The sequence below is a fragment of the Hyphomonas sp. CACIAM 19H1 genome (assembly GCF_003325995.1).
Classification (GTDB): domain Bacteria; phylum Pseudomonadota; class Alphaproteobacteria; order Caulobacterales; family Hyphomonadaceae; genus Hyphomonas; species Hyphomonas polymorpha.
On sequence record NZ_CP016437.1, the window covers coordinates 3,249,561 to 3,264,146 of the forward strand.

11 protein-coding genes are annotated in these 14,586 nt (G+C 63.0%); 6 read left to right on the forward strand and 5 right to left on the reverse strand.

The window, feature by feature from the left end; translation table 11 throughout:
• Window positions 1-6 precede the first annotated feature (6 nt).
• A complete protein-coding gene (locus tag BBF93_RS15150) occupies window positions 7-501 on the forward strand; it encodes a DUF6265 family protein (RefSeq protein WP_114106484.1) in 495 nt (164 codons plus the stop codon).
• A gap of 10 nt (window positions 502-511) precedes the next feature.
• Here the strand turns inward: BBF93_RS15150 and BBF93_RS15155 are convergent, their stop codons facing one another.
• Together BBF93_RS15155 and putA are read right to left on the reverse strand one after the other, a co-directional pair.
• The gene (locus BBF93_RS15155; RefSeq protein WP_114106485.1) at window positions 512-1,396 is read right to left on the reverse strand and encodes an RsiV family protein; all 885 of its coding nucleotides are present in this window, start codon (window positions 1,394-1,396) and stop codon (window positions 512-514) included.
• Window positions 1,397-1,406: 10 nt separating this feature from the next.
• A complete protein-coding gene (gene putA, locus BBF93_RS15160) occupies window positions 1,407-4,541 on the reverse strand; it encodes a bifunctional proline dehydrogenase/L-glutamate gamma-semialdehyde dehydrogenase PutA (protein ID WP_114106486.1) in 3,135 nt (1,044 codons plus the stop codon).
• 192 nt (window positions 4,542-4,733) lie between these two features.
• On the opposite strand from putA, the gene BBF93_RS15165 reads away from it, so the two are divergent.
• Window positions 4,734-5,840 carry a glycosyltransferase family 1 protein gene (locus BBF93_RS15165; RefSeq protein ID WP_035600225.1) on the forward strand — a complete coding sequence of 369 codons (1,107 nt, stop codon included), beginning with the start codon at window positions 4,734-4,736 and terminating at the stop codon, window positions 5,838-5,840.
• 18 nt (window positions 5,841-5,858) lie between these two features.
• Here BBF93_RS15165 and BBF93_RS15170 read toward each other — a convergent pair whose 3' ends face one another.
• Window positions 5,859-6,956: a substrate-binding domain-containing protein gene (locus tag BBF93_RS15170; RefSeq protein ID WP_035600315.1), complete on the reverse strand. Its 1,098-nt coding sequence runs from the start codon at window positions 6,954-6,956 to the stop codon at window positions 5,859-5,861.
• 271 nt (window positions 6,957-7,227) lie between these two features.
• Here BBF93_RS15170 and BBF93_RS15175 point away from each other — a divergent pair, with 271 nt between their 5' ends.
• A complete protein-coding gene (locus BBF93_RS15175) occupies window positions 7,228-8,424 on the forward strand; it encodes a type III PLP-dependent enzyme (RefSeq protein WP_035600227.1) in 1,197 nt (398 codons plus the stop codon).
• Here the strand turns inward: BBF93_RS15175 and murI are convergent.
• Window positions 8,367-9,239, reverse strand: coding sequence for a glutamate racemase (murI, locus tag BBF93_RS15180; RefSeq protein WP_114106487.1), 873 nt, complete (start codon window positions 9,237-9,239; stop codon window positions 8,367-8,369). The two genes, BBF93_RS15175 and murI, sit on opposite strands and share 58 nt — an antisense overlap.
• A 110-nt stretch (window positions 9,240-9,349) precedes the next feature.
• Between murI and BBF93_RS15185 the strand changes: the two genes are divergently transcribed.
• On the forward strand, window positions 9,350-9,673 hold the full coding sequence (locus BBF93_RS15185; protein ID WP_035600230.1) for a hypothetical protein: 324 nt from the start codon (window positions 9,350-9,352) through the stop codon (window positions 9,671-9,673).
• A 5-nt stretch (window positions 9,674-9,678) separates the two neighbouring features.
• Here the strand turns inward: BBF93_RS15185 and BBF93_RS15190 are convergent, their stop codons facing one another.
• Complete coding sequence (locus BBF93_RS15190; protein ID WP_035600232.1) at window positions 9,679-10,110, reverse strand: ester cyclase; 432 nt, start codon at window positions 10,108-10,110, stop codon at window positions 9,679-9,681.
• A 138-nt stretch (window positions 10,111-10,248) separates the two neighbouring features.
• Between BBF93_RS15190 and BBF93_RS15195 the strand changes: the two genes are divergently transcribed.
• Entirely contained in the window at window positions 10,249-12,633 is a 2,385-nt protein-coding gene (locus BBF93_RS15195; protein WP_114106488.1) for a transketolase, read from the forward strand.
• A gap of 206 nt (window positions 12,634-12,839) precedes the next feature.
• Window positions 12,840-14,576 (forward strand): diguanylate cyclase, encoded by a 1,737-nt coding sequence (locus BBF93_RS15200; protein WP_162786592.1) that lies wholly within the window; start codon window positions 12,840-12,842, stop codon window positions 14,574-14,576.
• The last annotated feature ends 10 nt before the right edge of the window (window positions 14,577-14,586 follow it).

Here is a 14,586-nt window from a genome sequence, read left to right on the forward strand (position 1 = left end):
TTGCGGATGATCCGCTCGCACGCAAAGCAGACAGGCCCGGACGGACCGGAGATTGGTGGACATATGAAACGCGCCTTTGTAGCCCTCGCCCTTGGCCTGACGGCCTGTGCCAGCGCCCCTTCAGCGGCCCATGCCGACGATCTCGACTGGATGAGCGGCTGCTGGCGCAATGACGACCGCAGCTACAAGGAAGTGTGGACCAAGCCCGAGCATGGCTATCTGTTCGGCTATGCGCTGAACCTCAATGGGGAGGTGGCGACCTATTTCGAGCAGACGCGGATCGAGCTAGGCGCGCCGGCAACGTTCAATGCCTATCCGGGTGGCTTCGGGCCTTCGGCCTTCACTGAGGCAAGCCGCGGCCGGAACACGATCACCTTCGCCAATCCCTCCCACGATTTTCCGCAGCTGATCACCTATACGCGTGATGGCCGCCGGATGACGGCGACGATCTCGCGCATGAATGGTGACCGGGCCCAGACCTTCCAGTTCCGCCGCTGCTAGGCAGCGCCTGTTACTGAGGGTTTTCGGCCGGCAGGTCGGGCTCGCCGCCGAACCGGCCTTCCCAGGCGGGTGTCAGCTTGCCGGAAAGCTCAGCCGCCGGAACAGTGATCTCATAGGACCCTTCCGCATACGGGCCGGCATCATAGGGCGAGAAGAGCACGGTGATGCCACCGAACTTGCCAGCCTCGGTGGAGGGGGCAAGGGTGAAGTTCTGCCCGAACTTGCTGGCCGCCTCAGCGTCGCTGCCGAGGATTTCCTCGACTTCAGCGGGCACATTCTGCCGATGGGTGTCATCATAGGCGCGCTCTGATTTGGCTTCGATCAGATGCTTCTTCAGGCTGGCGCCATAGCCGGACATATCGGTGACGACCGCCTCCAGCGAAATGGGGTATTCATCGCCGCGCTCATGCACGAGGCCGGTGAGAATGTAGTTGGGGTGGGCCCCGCCGGTGTCGACCATACTGAACTGCTCAATGCCGATCACATCGCCGGCCTGGGCAGACGGGGTGAAGCGGATTTCCATCGAATAGGGGCGGAACCAGTTTTCCTCGCCTGTGGCGGCAGAACGCTCACGCGCAGCTGTGCCATCAGCGATGGCATCGGCCTTGAAGGCCTCGAGCCGGGACTTGGCGGAAGTCATCAGATCTTCCGCGAGCGCCGGCTGGAACGCTGCAATGCGGGAATCGACCACGGCGCGGATGGTGTAATCATCCGCCGTTTCCTCGAAAACCGGGCTGCCGAGGTCTACCGGCAGCGGCGCGCTTTCAGGCGAGACGGTTTCTTCTGCCCCGGCCTCTTCTCCCGAAGCGGCATCCCCGGCGGGCGCCTCATTTGCCGGAGCGCAGGCGGCCAGCACCAGCGCAGCGATCGATGCGGTGAGGAAAAGAGGTTTCATCGGATATTCCTTACAGGCTGAGCAGTTCGGGGTCTCCGCCCTGAGCGGTGATGTTGACACTTACCACGCGCTCTGTGGCGAAACGATGGAGATAATGGGGGCCGCCCGCCTTCGGGCCGGTGCCGGAGAGCCCCTCCCCGCCGAAGGGCTGGACCCCGACAACGGCGCCGATCATCGAGCGGTTCACATAGGTGTTGCCGACGGGGCAAGCCGTTTTGACCGCGTTATGGAAGCTTTCGAGGCGCGAATGGATGCCGAGGGTGAGGCCATAGCCCTTGGCTTTCAGGCCCGCGGCGACGGCGGCGACATTATCCGGATCATAGCGCAGGATATGCAGCACGGGGCCGAAGGTTTCCTCGCTGATCTGGTCGAGCGAGGAAAGCTCCACCAGGGCCGGACCGAAGCCATAGCCTTCTGCGCCGATCCTTCCAGCGTCCAGCTGGTGGAGGATTTTTGCCTCGCGGCGCATGCGCTCCAGATGCGCCCCAAGTGCCTTGCGGGCATCCGCATCAATGACAGGGCCAGTATCGGTTTCCGGCAGCGCCGGATCGCCGAGGGCGAGTTCATTCATCGCGCCGATCAGGCCTTCGATCAGATGGTCTGCGGTCGCGTTCGGCAGGAAGGCGATGCGCAGGGCCGAGCAGCGCTGCCCCGCCGAGCCGAAGGCGGAGATGATCATGTCGTCGATCACCTGTTCGCGCAGGGCGGTGGTGTCGACGAAGAGGCCGTTGAGGCCGCCGGTTTCGGCGATCAGTGGAATGATCGGGGCATCGCGGCCTGCCAGGGTGCGGTTGATGAGACGCGCGGTGGAGGTGCCGCCGGTGAAGCAGACGCCGGAGACGCGCAGGTCTGCCGTGAGGGCGGCGCCGACGGTTTCGCCCCTGCCCGGCAGAAGATGCAGCGCATCGGCCGGCAGGCCTGCCTTGTGGAAGAGGCGGACAGCCTCGAACGCCGTCAGCGCCGTCTGTTCGGCAGGCTTGGCGACAACGGTGTTACCGGCGGCGAGGGCGGCGGCGAGCTGGCCGGTGAAGATGGCCAGTGGGAAGTTCCAGGGGCTGATGCAGCAGAAGACGCCGCGCCCATGCAGGGAGAGATGGTTGGTCTCACCCGTTGGCCCCGGAAGACGCACGGGCCCGGCAAAATCATGCTCTGCCTGCTGAGCATAGTAGCGGCAGAAATCGACCGCCTCACGCACTTCGGCGATGCCATCAGGCAGCGTCTTGCCAGCTTCTCGCGCCATCAGGGCGATGAGCTGGGCGGCATTGGCCTCCATCACATCTGCCATGGCGTGGAGATATTCGGCGCGCTTGGGGCCGCCGAGATGGTCCCATTCAGGCTGGAAGGCGGTGGCCGCGTCCAGCGCGCGATGGATGGCGTCAGTGTCTGCCTCTTTCACCGCGCCCAGCGCCCGGCCGGTTTCTGCGGGCATACGGACGAGGTCTCCGCCGCCGGTTTCAGGTTTTCCGGACACGATGGGGCCTGCTGCATAGGCCGGGCCGTCATCCAGCACTTTCACAGCGGCCGCAAACTGACCACGCACACCTAACTGGCTGAGATCATGACCGGCAGAGTTGCGGCGGCCGGCGCCATAGAGGCGCGGCGGCGTCGGGATGCGCGGATGGCGGCGGGGGCCGATCTCCACCTTTGCAATGGGATCCGCGACGACATGTTCTGCAGGCACATCGGGATCGAGGAAGGAATGAACGAAACTTGTGTTGGCGCCGTTCTCAAGCAGGCGGCGGACAAGATAGGGCAAGAGGTCTTCATGCGCGCCGACCGGCGCATAGACCCGCACACGGTTTCCGGCGTCCGCGGCTTCATAGAGGGGCTCGCCCATCCCGTGGAGGCGCTGGAATTCGAAATTGGTAACGCCGGCCGCCTGGGCGAGCAGATCAACGGCGGCCAGGCTGTGGGCGTTGTGGGTGGCAAAGGCCGGGTAGATCGCGGGAGAGGCTTCCAGCATGGCCTTGGCGCAGGCGAGGTAGTGAACATCCGTACCCTGCTTTGTGGTGAAGACCGGGAAGTTCGAATAGCCCTCGACCTGGGCGTTCTTGATCTCGCTGTCCCAATAAGCACCCTTGACGAGGCGGACCATGAAACGGCGATTGGTTTGCCTTGCCAGGGCAGCGAGACGCTCAATCACGGCGCGGGCGCGTTTCTGGTAGGCCTGCACGGCGAGGCCGAGGCCAGTCCAGTCTTTCAGCGAGGGCTCGCGCGCCAGACGCTCGAAGATCTTTAGGCTGATGACCAGGCGGTGGGCTTCCTCAGCATCCAGGCAGAGACCGATATTTGCCTTGGCAGCGGCCTGACAGAGGGAGAGCACACGCGGATACATCTCCGCCATCACGCGCGCTTCTTTGACGGCGAGATAGCGCGGATGGAGGGCGGAGAGCTTGACCGAGACGCCATTGGCCTTCTCAGGCGGCAGCGCCGGATCTTTATCCGCTGCCACGGCGGCGATGGCGTCGTGATAGGCCTTGTAATAGCGGTTGGCGTCTTCGGTGGTGCGGGCGCCTTCGCCCAGCATGTCGAAGCTGAAATGGGCGGCATCGCCCGATTTCACCATGCGGCGGCCACGTTTGAGCGCTTCGGAGACCGTCCGCCCCAGGACAAACTGTTCCCCCATGATGCGCATGGCCTGCATCATGGCAGCGCGGATGACAGGCTCGCCGCTCTGGCGCACGAGGCCGGAGACGAAATTGCCCGCGCCCTTCTGGGCATTTTCCGGCGCCCCGATGACACGGCCTGTCAGCATCAGGCCCCAGGTGGAAGCGTTGACCAGCCAGCTGTCGGACTGGCCCTTATGGGCACCCCAATCGCCCGAGCGGATCTTTTCGGCGATGAGATCGTCTTTCGTCTCGGCATCCGGCACGCGCAGCAGCGCTTCGGCGAGGCACATCAGGGCAAGGCCTTCGGAGTTTGACAGGCCGAACTCTTCCAGGAAGCTTTCCATCATGCCTTTGCGGCGGCCCTTGGCGCGGGCGATCATGACCAGCTCCCTGCCCCGGCGGACCGCGCCTTCGCGGATCGGCTGCGACAGTACTCCTTCCTTCAGCAGGCCCTCGAGAAGGGCCTCCTCATCAGCGAATTTCAGGGCGTCGAGCGCATCCCAGTCGAGCGCGGTCTGAGGCAGGGTATCGGGCATAGTGTGGGTCCGTCTGGCGAGGTCGGGGCAATATTCTGCCGCTTATACCTGAGCCTTCAGACAAGAATACCCCCATCGGGGGAGTGTCCCAAAACACCCCTGCGCCGCAGTGTCCCCCTTTACGCCCCGCGCCAAGCCCGTCAGATTGCGCCCGCGAAAGGCCCGCGGGGGGCCCACAACCATGGAGCCGGCATGCGCATCATGCTCGTCACCGATGCCTGGGACCCTCAGGTCAATGGCGTCGTACGCACGATGAAGCGCGTTATCGCCGAGACAGAGGCCATGGGCCATGTCTGGGAGATCGTGCATCCGGGGGATGGTTTCATGACCATGCCGCTGCCGACCTATCCGGAAATCAAGCTGGCGCTGTTTGCCCGCCGCAAGATCCGCGAGCGGTTTGACGAGTTTGAACCCGACGCGGTGCATATCGCCACCGAGGGTACGCTTGGCATGGCCGGGCGCGCGGTCTGCTTGACAGAGAAACACCCTTTCTCCACCGCCTATCACACGCGCTTTCCCGAATATGTCTCGGCGCGCCTGCCGGTGCCGGTCAGCTGGGGCTATTCCTTCGTGCGCTGGTTCCACAAATATTCGGGCAAGGTGATGGTGGCGACACCGTCTCTGCTGGACGAGCTGCGCCAGCAGCGCTTCATCAACCTCGTCTCCTGGAGCCGGGGGGTGGATACCGAACTGTTCAATCCGGCCAAACGCATCGAGGAAGGCGCGCCGGGCGACCCGTTTGCGGGCCTGAAGCGGCCCATCTTCCTGAATGTCGGCCGCGTCGCGGTGGAAAAGAACATCGAATCCTTTGCCGAGCTGGACCTGCCCGGCACCAAGGTGATCGTCGGCGATGGGCCGCAGCTGGAAGAGCTGAAGAAGAAATACAAGGATGTCGTGTTCCTGGGCGCCAAGTTCGGCGATGACCTGGCCGCCCATTATGCCAGCGCGGACGTGTTCGTGTTCCCCAGCCTGACCGATACGTTCGGGCTGGTGGTGCTCGAAGCGATGGCCGCGGGGACGCCGGTGGCCGCCTATGATGCCACGGGGCCGCGCGATGTGATCCCTGGTTCGGGCGCGGGCACGATCACGCCGGTGGGCGGCAATCTGCGCCAAGGGGCCATTGATTGCCTGCGCCTCAGCCGCGAGACCTGCCGGGCCTATGCGGAGACCTATAGCTGGCGGGCCTGCGCCGAGGCGTTCATCGAGAACCTGCAGCCCCTGCCCGCGCCCGAGCGTAAACGCTTCTGGCAGAAAATCCGTATCCGGCGCCGCAGGCAGCCGGCAGGGCCGGGCTTCTAGGCGCGTAGCTCAGGCCGATCAGTAGCCGCGGCTTTTGGCAACAAGCCGGGCTGCGATCTGCTGCTGCTCAAGCAGTTCGTCTTCATGCAGCGGCACGAGCCCCTGCTCCAGAAGATAACCGTCCGGCCCGGCGGCGCCGTCATCGACCGAAAATTCCACGAACTCTGCCAGTCCATCGACCAGCGGCAAGTTCTGTTCCTTCACATAGAAGAACATCAGACGGGCAAGTCCGTATTCCCCGGAATTGATGTTCTCGAATGTGGGCGCAATGCCGCTGAAAGCCGTGCCTTTGATGCGGTCTGCATTCTGCTCCAGAAAGGAAAAGCCCAAAACGCCCAGCGCTTCTGGAGACTTCATCAGAGACTGCACAATCGCCGAATCATGCTCGCCGAAATCGATCCACCGGCCATCCGTGCGGATGGTGTGGGACCGCAGCTTGAACGCGTCGGAATCTGAAGCTTTCAGGGCGGCCAGCTCAGGGATGCCGAGGGCGCCCTTCTCCATGCCCAGCTCGTTGAAAGCGTCCCGCGTGCCGGACGTGGGCGGCTGGCCAAACACCAGGATCGGAACGTTAGGCAGTTCGGGCGAGACTTCGCTCCAGCGGGTGTAGGGGTTCGGGATGAAGCCGCCCTTGCCGTCCGGAATGTCCTTGGCGAGCGCAAGGAACATCTGGGTTTTTGTCATGCTGAAATCCGGGCCGCCCTTGGCGTTCGCCAGCACGATACCGTCATAGCCAAAGGCCACTTCGGTAATGTCTGTGACCCCCGCTCTCCGGCAAAGCTCGCGCTCGGAATCGGTCATTGGGCGGGAGGCGTTGGCAATCGAAGGGGTGATCGGGCCTACGCCTTCACAGAAGGCCTTAAAGCCGCCGCCGGTGCCGGTGGATTCCACAATCGGGGTCGAGAACCGCGTGACCACACCAAACCGCTCCGCAACCGGCCGGGAGAAAGGCGCCACCGTGGAAGACCCGACAATCTTGATCTTCTGATCGCGCGCGATCGCCGGGACAGGCTTGGTGCCCGGCTCACCGGTATCGAGCTGCGAGAGGTCGCTCTGGCTGCAGGCGGCCAGGGCAAGCAGGCCGGCGCCCAGCAGGCTGATACGGCGAAAGAACATCGGGAGACCTCCGGGAACAGCGCCAATGCCGCAGAGATCGCGGCTTTCGGAGCGCCATTTTACCATGTTTGCAAGCGCTATCTGGCGCAGCACCGTTACCCTTTTGTGACAAGCTTATGTAACGGGCAAAATTTCTTCTTGCATGCCCGGGCATTGTACACTATTTCGACCCCTGAAATTCGATGTGGCGGACATCTGGGCTAACCCGATAAGGGGGGCCCCCTGTACTAACGCCCAAAGCTGGTTTGAAGCCCTTTGGAGGTTAGGTGTCATGCACACTTACGCGACCCCGTATCATATTGCGCGCGAGCAAAAGCCCGAGCTGCCGACCTATTGCTTCCGTCCGGAGCGCGTGACGGCCGCTGCGAGCTGGTTCGTGGAGAAATTCCCGGCCCAGGCTTTCTATGCCGTGAAGGTGAACCCTGCCCCGCACGTCCTCGACGCGCTGTGGGAAGGCGGCATCCGTAGCTTTGACGCGGCTTCCGAAAAGGAAATCGAGCTGATTCGCGGCCGCTTCCCGGACGCCCGCATCGCTTTCCTGCACCCGGTGAAACCGCGTCAGGCGATCCGCCGCGCCTACTTCAATCATGGCGTGCGCATCTTCGTCACCGACTCGATGGCCGAGCTGCAGAAGATTCTCGACGCGACCGACTTTGCAAAGGATCTGACGATCCTTGTGCGCATTGCCGTGTCGAACGAAGGATCGGCCCTGCCGCTGTCGGGCAAGTTCGGCGCCGGCGCCGCGGAAGCTGCTGATATCCTCAGCGTTGCCCGCCGCTATGCCGATGAGCTGGGCGTGTCGTTCCATGTGGGCAGCCAGGCGATGAAGCCTTCTGCCTGGGCACAGGCGATGGCAGATGCCAGCCGCGTCATCATCGACGCCGGCGTGACCGTGGACATCGTGGATGTCGGCGGCGGCTTCCCGGCCATCTATGCCGACAAGAACCCGCCGGCGATGGACGATTATGTCGCCATGGTGATGCGTTCGTTCGAGAACATGTTCGTTCTGGAAAACGCTGACCTGTGGTGCGAGCCGGGCCGCGCGCTGGTGGCTGAAGCCGAAAGCCTGCTGGTGGGCGTCGATCTGGTTAAGGGCGATGCGCTCTACATCAATGAAGGCTCCTATGGCGCGCTGTATGACGCCGTGCACGAGAACTGGGTGTTCCCGATGCGCGCGATCTCGGGTGACGGGCGCAAGCTGGGCCGGATGGTGGAATACACCGTCTACGGACCGACCTGCGATTCGGCTGACATGCTTCCCTACAAGGTCTGGCTGCCGGCCGGGCTGACCGAGGGCGACTATGTCGAGATCGGCAATATCGGCGCCTATGGCCGCTCGATGGCGACGCGCTTCAACGGCTTTGGCGAGTCCGAGCTGGCGATTGTCCAGGATAGCCCCTGGCCGTCGCTCTATGGCTCGGCCGAAGGCGCCGAAGTCATCTCGATCGGCTCTATGGCCACGAACTGAACCTCGGGAAAACCGTAGCGTCTCAGGACGCGGACGGTGGCTTCTTCCCTTTCAGGCGGACTTGTGAGGCAGGCTGTGCCTCCCTGTCCGCCTGACTCGTTTCTGGCAGGCAGCACACGGATCGTCTGGCGGGCGATGGCCGCGCCGCTGTCGATATAGCTGACGGCGCGGGGCGCTGTCGCGATCAGCTGTCCACGCACCAGCGGAAAATGCGTGCAGGCAAGCACCACTGTGTCAATCTCATCGCCGCCCGGCGCTTCGAACAGGGGTGCCTGCGCGGCGGCAAAGGCCTCCGGCGGCACGTCCTCTCCGCGGGCATGGGCCTCGGCGAGTTTGACCAGTTCCAGGCTGCCATGCAGGATGACGCGCTTGTCGCCCGCAAACTCCTCAATCAGGCGGGCGGTGTAAGCGCGCCTTATGGTGCCGGGGGTGGCGAGGAGGCCGATGGTTCCGGTCTCGGTCAACCGGGCCGCCGGCTTGATGGCCGGCACCGTGCCCACGACAGGGATATCCAGCGCGGCGCGCACTTCGGCCAGCGCCAGCGTACTCGCCGTGTTGCAGGCAATGACGAACACATCCGGGCGCACATTCTCAACTAGCGCCTTGGCCACCACCGGCAGGCGGGCGCGCAAGGCGTCGTCAGACTTGTCCCCATATGGGAAAAAGCCGGTATCGGCGGCGTAATGCACCGAAAGCCGGGGCCCCAGCGCCCGGATTTCCCCGGCAACCGTCAGCCCGCCGACCCCGGAATCGAAGACGAGAACACGCCCCCTGGCGGGCGAAGGTTCAAACGGGAAGGGCGCGTCGGCGGTCATATTCGCCAATTAAGACCATTCCTCAGCGGCGAAAACGGGGCGGAGCCGGGCTTTTGGCATGAGATTTGTTGTGCGGCGCACAATAGCGGCGTAGAAAAAGAGCGAAGCTGATGGATATGAAACCGATGTTTGACTTGTGGCTGGCGCCCTGGCGCGCCTCTCTCGCCCTGACCTCCGCATCGCTCGACACGATGCTGGCCGTGCAGAAAAGCATGATGAGCTTCTCCTCAATCACCCTTGCGGACGGTTTTGACAGCGCGGATGAAAACTATATGCGCCAGGCATTCCAGTTGACCGCTGATGCCAATGTGCGCCGCTGGGCAGATGCAGCCGGCGTGCTGCAGGCTATGCCCGACTGGTATCATCAGGCGGCCAACGGCCCCGGCGCGGTCCTGACCGACATGTTCGACAAGGCGCGCCGCTCACTCGACTAAATGCCTCAGGCGAGCTCCAGCGCCCGCAGAACGGCCCCCTGATCGAAATAGGGCCGCTCGCAGATGATCTTGTCGCCGCCGGGCGGAAATTCGAAACTCGCCGCCATGCGCACCTTGAAGCGCCGGCCCGTCGGCGCCACCACCCTGTCTTTCAGGCGCAGCGGCCCCAGATGGGTTCCCGTCAGCCAGAACTCGACCAGCACCGTATCGCCAGCATGGGCGATGGCGATGATCTCGTTGCCCTGATCGGGAAAAGGCGTGCGCGAAGCATCGAAATAGCCGCGCACGGCCGCCTCACCGTCAAACACATTGCCGGAGCCATACATTTCGTAGCGGGGATGCTCGAAAGTGGCGATGACGGCGTCCCAATCATGGGTCACCTCCAGCGCCATATGGTCCTTAACCAGCTGAATGCGGCGCTCTGCCAGATCCGTCATGATCGCTCCTCCCTGTTTTTCCGAGGCTAACCCAAGACGCCCGCAGGGGCCATGCTGATCAGACCCGGCCATGGACTTGCGCGCATTCCTGAACTAGGCGGAAGGAAATGCCCTTCCCCAGCGAGATGGCCAAAATCCATGCCCCTTTCCATCGATCAACTGAAAACCATCGAACAGCGCCTGCTCTGGCTTGCGGCCTGGACCGTTCACAACGCCAACCATCTTCGTGAGAAGGCCGACGATGATGTGAAGGTGGGCGGGCATCAGGCGAGCTGCGCCTCGATGGTGTCGATCATGACGGCGCTGTATTTCAATGTGCTGCGCCCGGAAGACCGGGTGGCCGTGAAGCCGCATGCCGCGCCGGTATTCCATGCGATGCATTATCTGATGGGCAGCCAGACGCGCGAAAAGCTGGAAAACTTCCGTGGGCTTGGCGGGGCGCAGTCCTACCCCTCCCGCACCAAGGACATTGATGACGTGGATTTCTCCACCGGTTCGGTTGGCCTTGGCGTGGCCCAAACCGCATTTGCATCGATCATTCAGGATTACCTCATCGCCCGTCCGTGGACGGATTTCGGGTCAGGCAAACGCCCCGCCGGCCGCATGGTGGCGCTGGTGGGTGACGCGGAACTGGATGAGGGCAATGTCTATGAATGCCTGCAGGAAGGCTGGAAACATGGCCTGCGCAACACCTGGTGGATCATCGACTATAATCGCCAGAGCCTCGACGGGGTGGTGCATGAGGGGCTGTGGGCGAAGATCGAAGCGATCTTCAAGGCGTTCGGTTGGCGCGTGGAAGTGTTGCGCTTCGGCGCGCTGCAGCGGGCGGCCTTTGCTGAAGCAGGCGGTGAACGGCTGAAAACATGGATCGAGGCGTGCCCGAACTCTCTCTATTCGGCGCTGACCTTCATGGGCGGCGCAGCGTGGCGCAGAAGGCTGATGGATGATCTCGGCGATCAGGGAGATGTGGCCGCCCTGATCGAGCGCCGCTCGGACGCAGAGCTCAGTGATCTGATGAACAATCTGGGCGGGCAATGCCTTGAAACGCTGCTTGAAGCCTTCTCCCGCGCGGATGATGACCGCCCCACCGTGTTCCTGGCCTATACGATCAAGGGCTGGGGCACGCCGCTGGCCGGGCACAAGGACAACCATGCCGGCCTGATGACCAAGGCGCAGATGGCAGACTTCCAGAAATCCATGGGTGTGGCCGACGGCGAGGAATGGGAGCCCTTTGCAACGGTTGGAGAGCCCGGCGAGTTGCAGGTCGCGCTCGCGCAGGTGCCTTTCTTTGCCAAGGGCCCGCGCCGGTATTCAGCGCCGCGTGTTCCCTCCCCCGGCCCGGTATTTCTGGATGACGAAATGCTCTCGACCCAGGCGGGCCTTGGCAAGATCCTCGACGCGCTCGCCCGCGGCGACAGCGACCTTTCCCAGCGCATCCTGACGACCTCCCCGGATGTGACGGTTTCGACCAATCTCGGCGGCTGGGTGAACCGGCGCGGCCTGTTTGCCCGCGAAGCGAAGGGAGATACCTTCCGTGAGGAGAGGATTCCTTCCGCGCAGAAATGGGCATTCTCTCCGGAAGGCCAGCATATCGAGCTGGGCATTGCAGAGATGAACCTTTTCCTGCTGCTGGGCGCGGCAGGCCTCTCCCACTCCCTGTTTGGCGAACGGCTCCTTCCTGTCGGGACGGTCTACGACCCCTTCGTGGCCCGGGGCCTCGATGCCATGAACTATGCCTGCTATCAGGACGCTCGCTTCATCATCGCGGGCACGCCTTCGGGTGTCACACTTGCCCCGGAGGGCGGCGCGCACCAGTCCATCGGCGCGCAGCTGATCGGCATGAGCCAGGACGGCATCGTTTCCTTCGAGCCGGCATTCCTTGATGAGCTCTCGATCATCATGGACTGGAGCTTTGATTATCTGCAGCGCGACGGCGAAGGCGACCCGGACGAACGCACCTGGCTGCGCGATGAGACAGGCGGCTCGGTCTATCTGCGGCTTTCTACCCGGCCCGTGGAGCAGGTGCGCGCCTGGTCCCGCGAGGACGCCGCTTTCCGGCAGGGCGTGATCGATGGCGGCTACTGGCTGCGCAAACCCGGCCCGAATGCCGAAGTGATCATTGCCTATCAGGGGGTCATCGCGCCGGAAGCCATCAAGGCGGCCGCCCGCATCGGCGAAGGCCGGCGGGATATCGGAGTGCTGGCCGTCACGTCTGCCGACCGGCTGAACTCGGGCTGGACCGCTGCCCGCCGGGCCCGCGCGCGCGGACAAAAGACTGCCCTCAGCCAGATCGAACGGTTGATGGAGAGTGTGCCGCGCCATGCGCAGCTGATCACAGTGACAGACGGGCACCCCGCAACGCTGGCCTGGATTGGCGGCGTGAAGGGCCATGCCGTGACGCCGCTGGGCGTTGAGCATTTCGGCCAGACGGGCACAATCGCCGATCTCTACCGGCACTTCATGATTGATGCCGACGCGATCGTCTCGGCGGCCAGCCACCTGTCCCCCGGCAAGAGTCTTTAAGCCCTCGAGGGCCCATCCTGTTGCAGACAGGGCAGATATGCTGAAACTTTCTTGCACTCGGGAGAAGAATTCACGCGTTAAAACAACTTGATATTTACCGGTTCATCATAAACCAGGAGTTGGAGCTGGTGCGGTTTATGATGATCTGCCTAAGGATAAAATCAGGCCTTTGGGCAACCGCCGTCTGCGCGGCGCTAGGGTGGCTGTTGCTACCGCTTGCGGCCTTTGCCGGCGAACCCCTCCGCGCGATGGACATAGCCGGCCTGCCGACCGACGCGGCGTTCACCCCCACTTTCCAGTTTGCTGAGGACATAGACCCTGCCCGCGCGCCTGAAGATGTGATCGCATCTGCTGGCACACTGGATTTCAAGCCAGCAAGTAGCAGGATACCCCAATTCTCCGCCTGGCAGAGCGATGTATGGCTTCGCTTTGCGCTGAAGAATTCCAGTTCGGATGTGCAGTCCGCAAAGTTTGCCCTGCGGTTTCCCTATCTGCAGCGCACCGATCTTTTTGAAGTACATTCTGACGGCAGTCTGCACCAGAGCACTGCAGGATCTGCAGTTGCGGTTACGGGCACCGGCGTCGCAGCGGCCTATCCCGCTTATCATCTGCTTGTGCCCCCCGGCGAAAGCAGGGAATATTTTGTCCGGGTACGCAGCTCCTCCCTGATCGTTCTGCCGGTGATTATTGCCTCAGAAGCCAATTTTGCGCGCCGCATCGCCTTGGAAACGCTGATCTGGAGCCTGATTATCGGCGCTGCCCTCTCCTTTGCGGTCTATGCGGGCTCCATGTCGTTTGCGGCAGCCAACGGATCATTTCGCATCTACATCTGCTTTGCCCTCTCGGTGGCGATCTATATCCTGCTTTCTTCAGGGCTCGTCACCGCGATTTTCGGCATGCACCTGCATTTCAATTTCGGCCGGATCGTGTTTTTCACGCAGGCAATGATGATGGCCTTCGGCACCATGTTCATCATGGTGTTTCTCGGCATGGAGAAGCAGGCGCCGCGCCTTTATCGTATATTCTACGCCATTGCCTTCATCAGCACACTAACCGCCATAAGCGCGGGCCTTCCCTCCTGGATCGGACGGACCAGCTTCTACATCGCCACCGGAGCAGGTCCTGTCATTCTGGTGGCCGGGTTGGCGATCATGGCATCGAGCGGGGTTGCGGGAGCACGCAGCGCGTTGATCGCCTGGCTGCCCTGCCTGCTGGCAACGGTATGGATTCACCTGCGCATGGCGGGCGTGACGCCCTATCTGCCGATCAACCTGTTCCTGCTGCCGCTCGCCTTTGCCTTCATGCTGGCCTATCTGAGCGCGGTGCTGGGCGGTCAGGCGCGGCAGGCCGAGTTCTGGTCAAACTCAGATGCAATGACCGGCCTTGGCAACCGGCGTCTGCTGGACCGGATCTGCGAACTGGAAAACCGCCAGACAAGCGAACGCTACAGCGCCGCCGTCGCGATCGATCTCGACAATTTCCGGCTGATCAATGAAACCTTTGGCCATACGGCTGGCGATGCCGTCCTCGTGTCGATGGCCGAAAAGCTGCGAGTGCACTTTGGCGGCCGGGGCGATATTTTCCGGACAGGCGGGGACGAATTCCTGATCCTCGGATACCACTGGCAGAGCCGGATGGACATCATCACCCAGGCCAACGCCTTCCTGCAATCGGCCCAGGCCGCCCTGCAGCATGAGGGAAATTACATCAGCGTGGGCGCGAGCATCGGCATCGCCTTCCACGATCACCGGACGGGCTTTGCCGGCATGCTGCGCCAGGCCGACGCAGAGCTATACCATGTGAAATCGTCCGGACGCGGCGTAATCCGCATCGCAGACCAGCGCAAGCGCGATCGCCGCCGCAGCGAACCGGTTATCTTTGCCGACAATGATGACACTGAAGAGCGCGTTGCCCGGATGTTCGGCACATCTAACCGGAACTGAACCGGCGCGC

What these genes read in the sequence shown, in the direction of transcription:
- BBF93_RS15150 (WP_114106484.1), top strand. Translation starts at nt 7, where the DNA reads ATGATCCGCTCGCACGCAAAGCAGACAGGCCCGGACGGACCGGAGATT.
- BBF93_RS15170 (WP_035600315.1), bottom strand. Translation starts at nt 6,956, where the DNA reads ATGTTCTTTCGCCGTATCAGCCTGCTGGGCGCCGGCCTGCTTGCCCTG.
- BBF93_RS15165 (WP_035600225.1), top strand. Translation starts at nt 4,734, where the DNA reads ATGCGCATCATGCTCGTCACCGATGCCTGGGACCCTCAGGTCAATGGC.
- putA (WP_114106486.1), bottom strand. Translation starts at nt 4,541, where the DNA reads ATGCCCGATACCCTGCCTCAGACCGCGCTCGACTGGGATGCGCTCGAC.
- BBF93_RS15175 (WP_035600227.1), top strand. Translation starts at nt 7,228, where the DNA reads ATGCACACTTACGCGACCCCGTATCATATTGCGCGCGAGCAAAAGCCC.
- BBF93_RS15155 (WP_114106485.1), bottom strand. Translation starts at nt 1,396, where the DNA reads ATGAAACCTCTTTTCCTCACCGCATCGATCGCTGCGCTGGTGCTGGCC.
- BBF93_RS15195 (WP_114106488.1), top strand. Translation starts at nt 10,249, where the DNA reads ATGCCCCTTTCCATCGATCAACTGAAAACCATCGAACAGCGCCTGCTC.
- BBF93_RS15190 (WP_035600232.1), bottom strand. Translation starts at nt 10,110, where the DNA reads ATGACGGATCTGGCAGAGCGCCGCATTCAGCTGGTTAAGGACCATATG.
- BBF93_RS15185 (WP_035600230.1), top strand. Translation starts at nt 9,350, where the DNA reads ATGGATATGAAACCGATGTTTGACTTGTGGCTGGCGCCCTGGCGCGCC.
- murI (WP_114106487.1), bottom strand. Translation starts at nt 9,239, where the DNA reads ATGACCGCCGACGCGCCCTTCCCGTTTGAACCTTCGCCCGCCAGGGGG.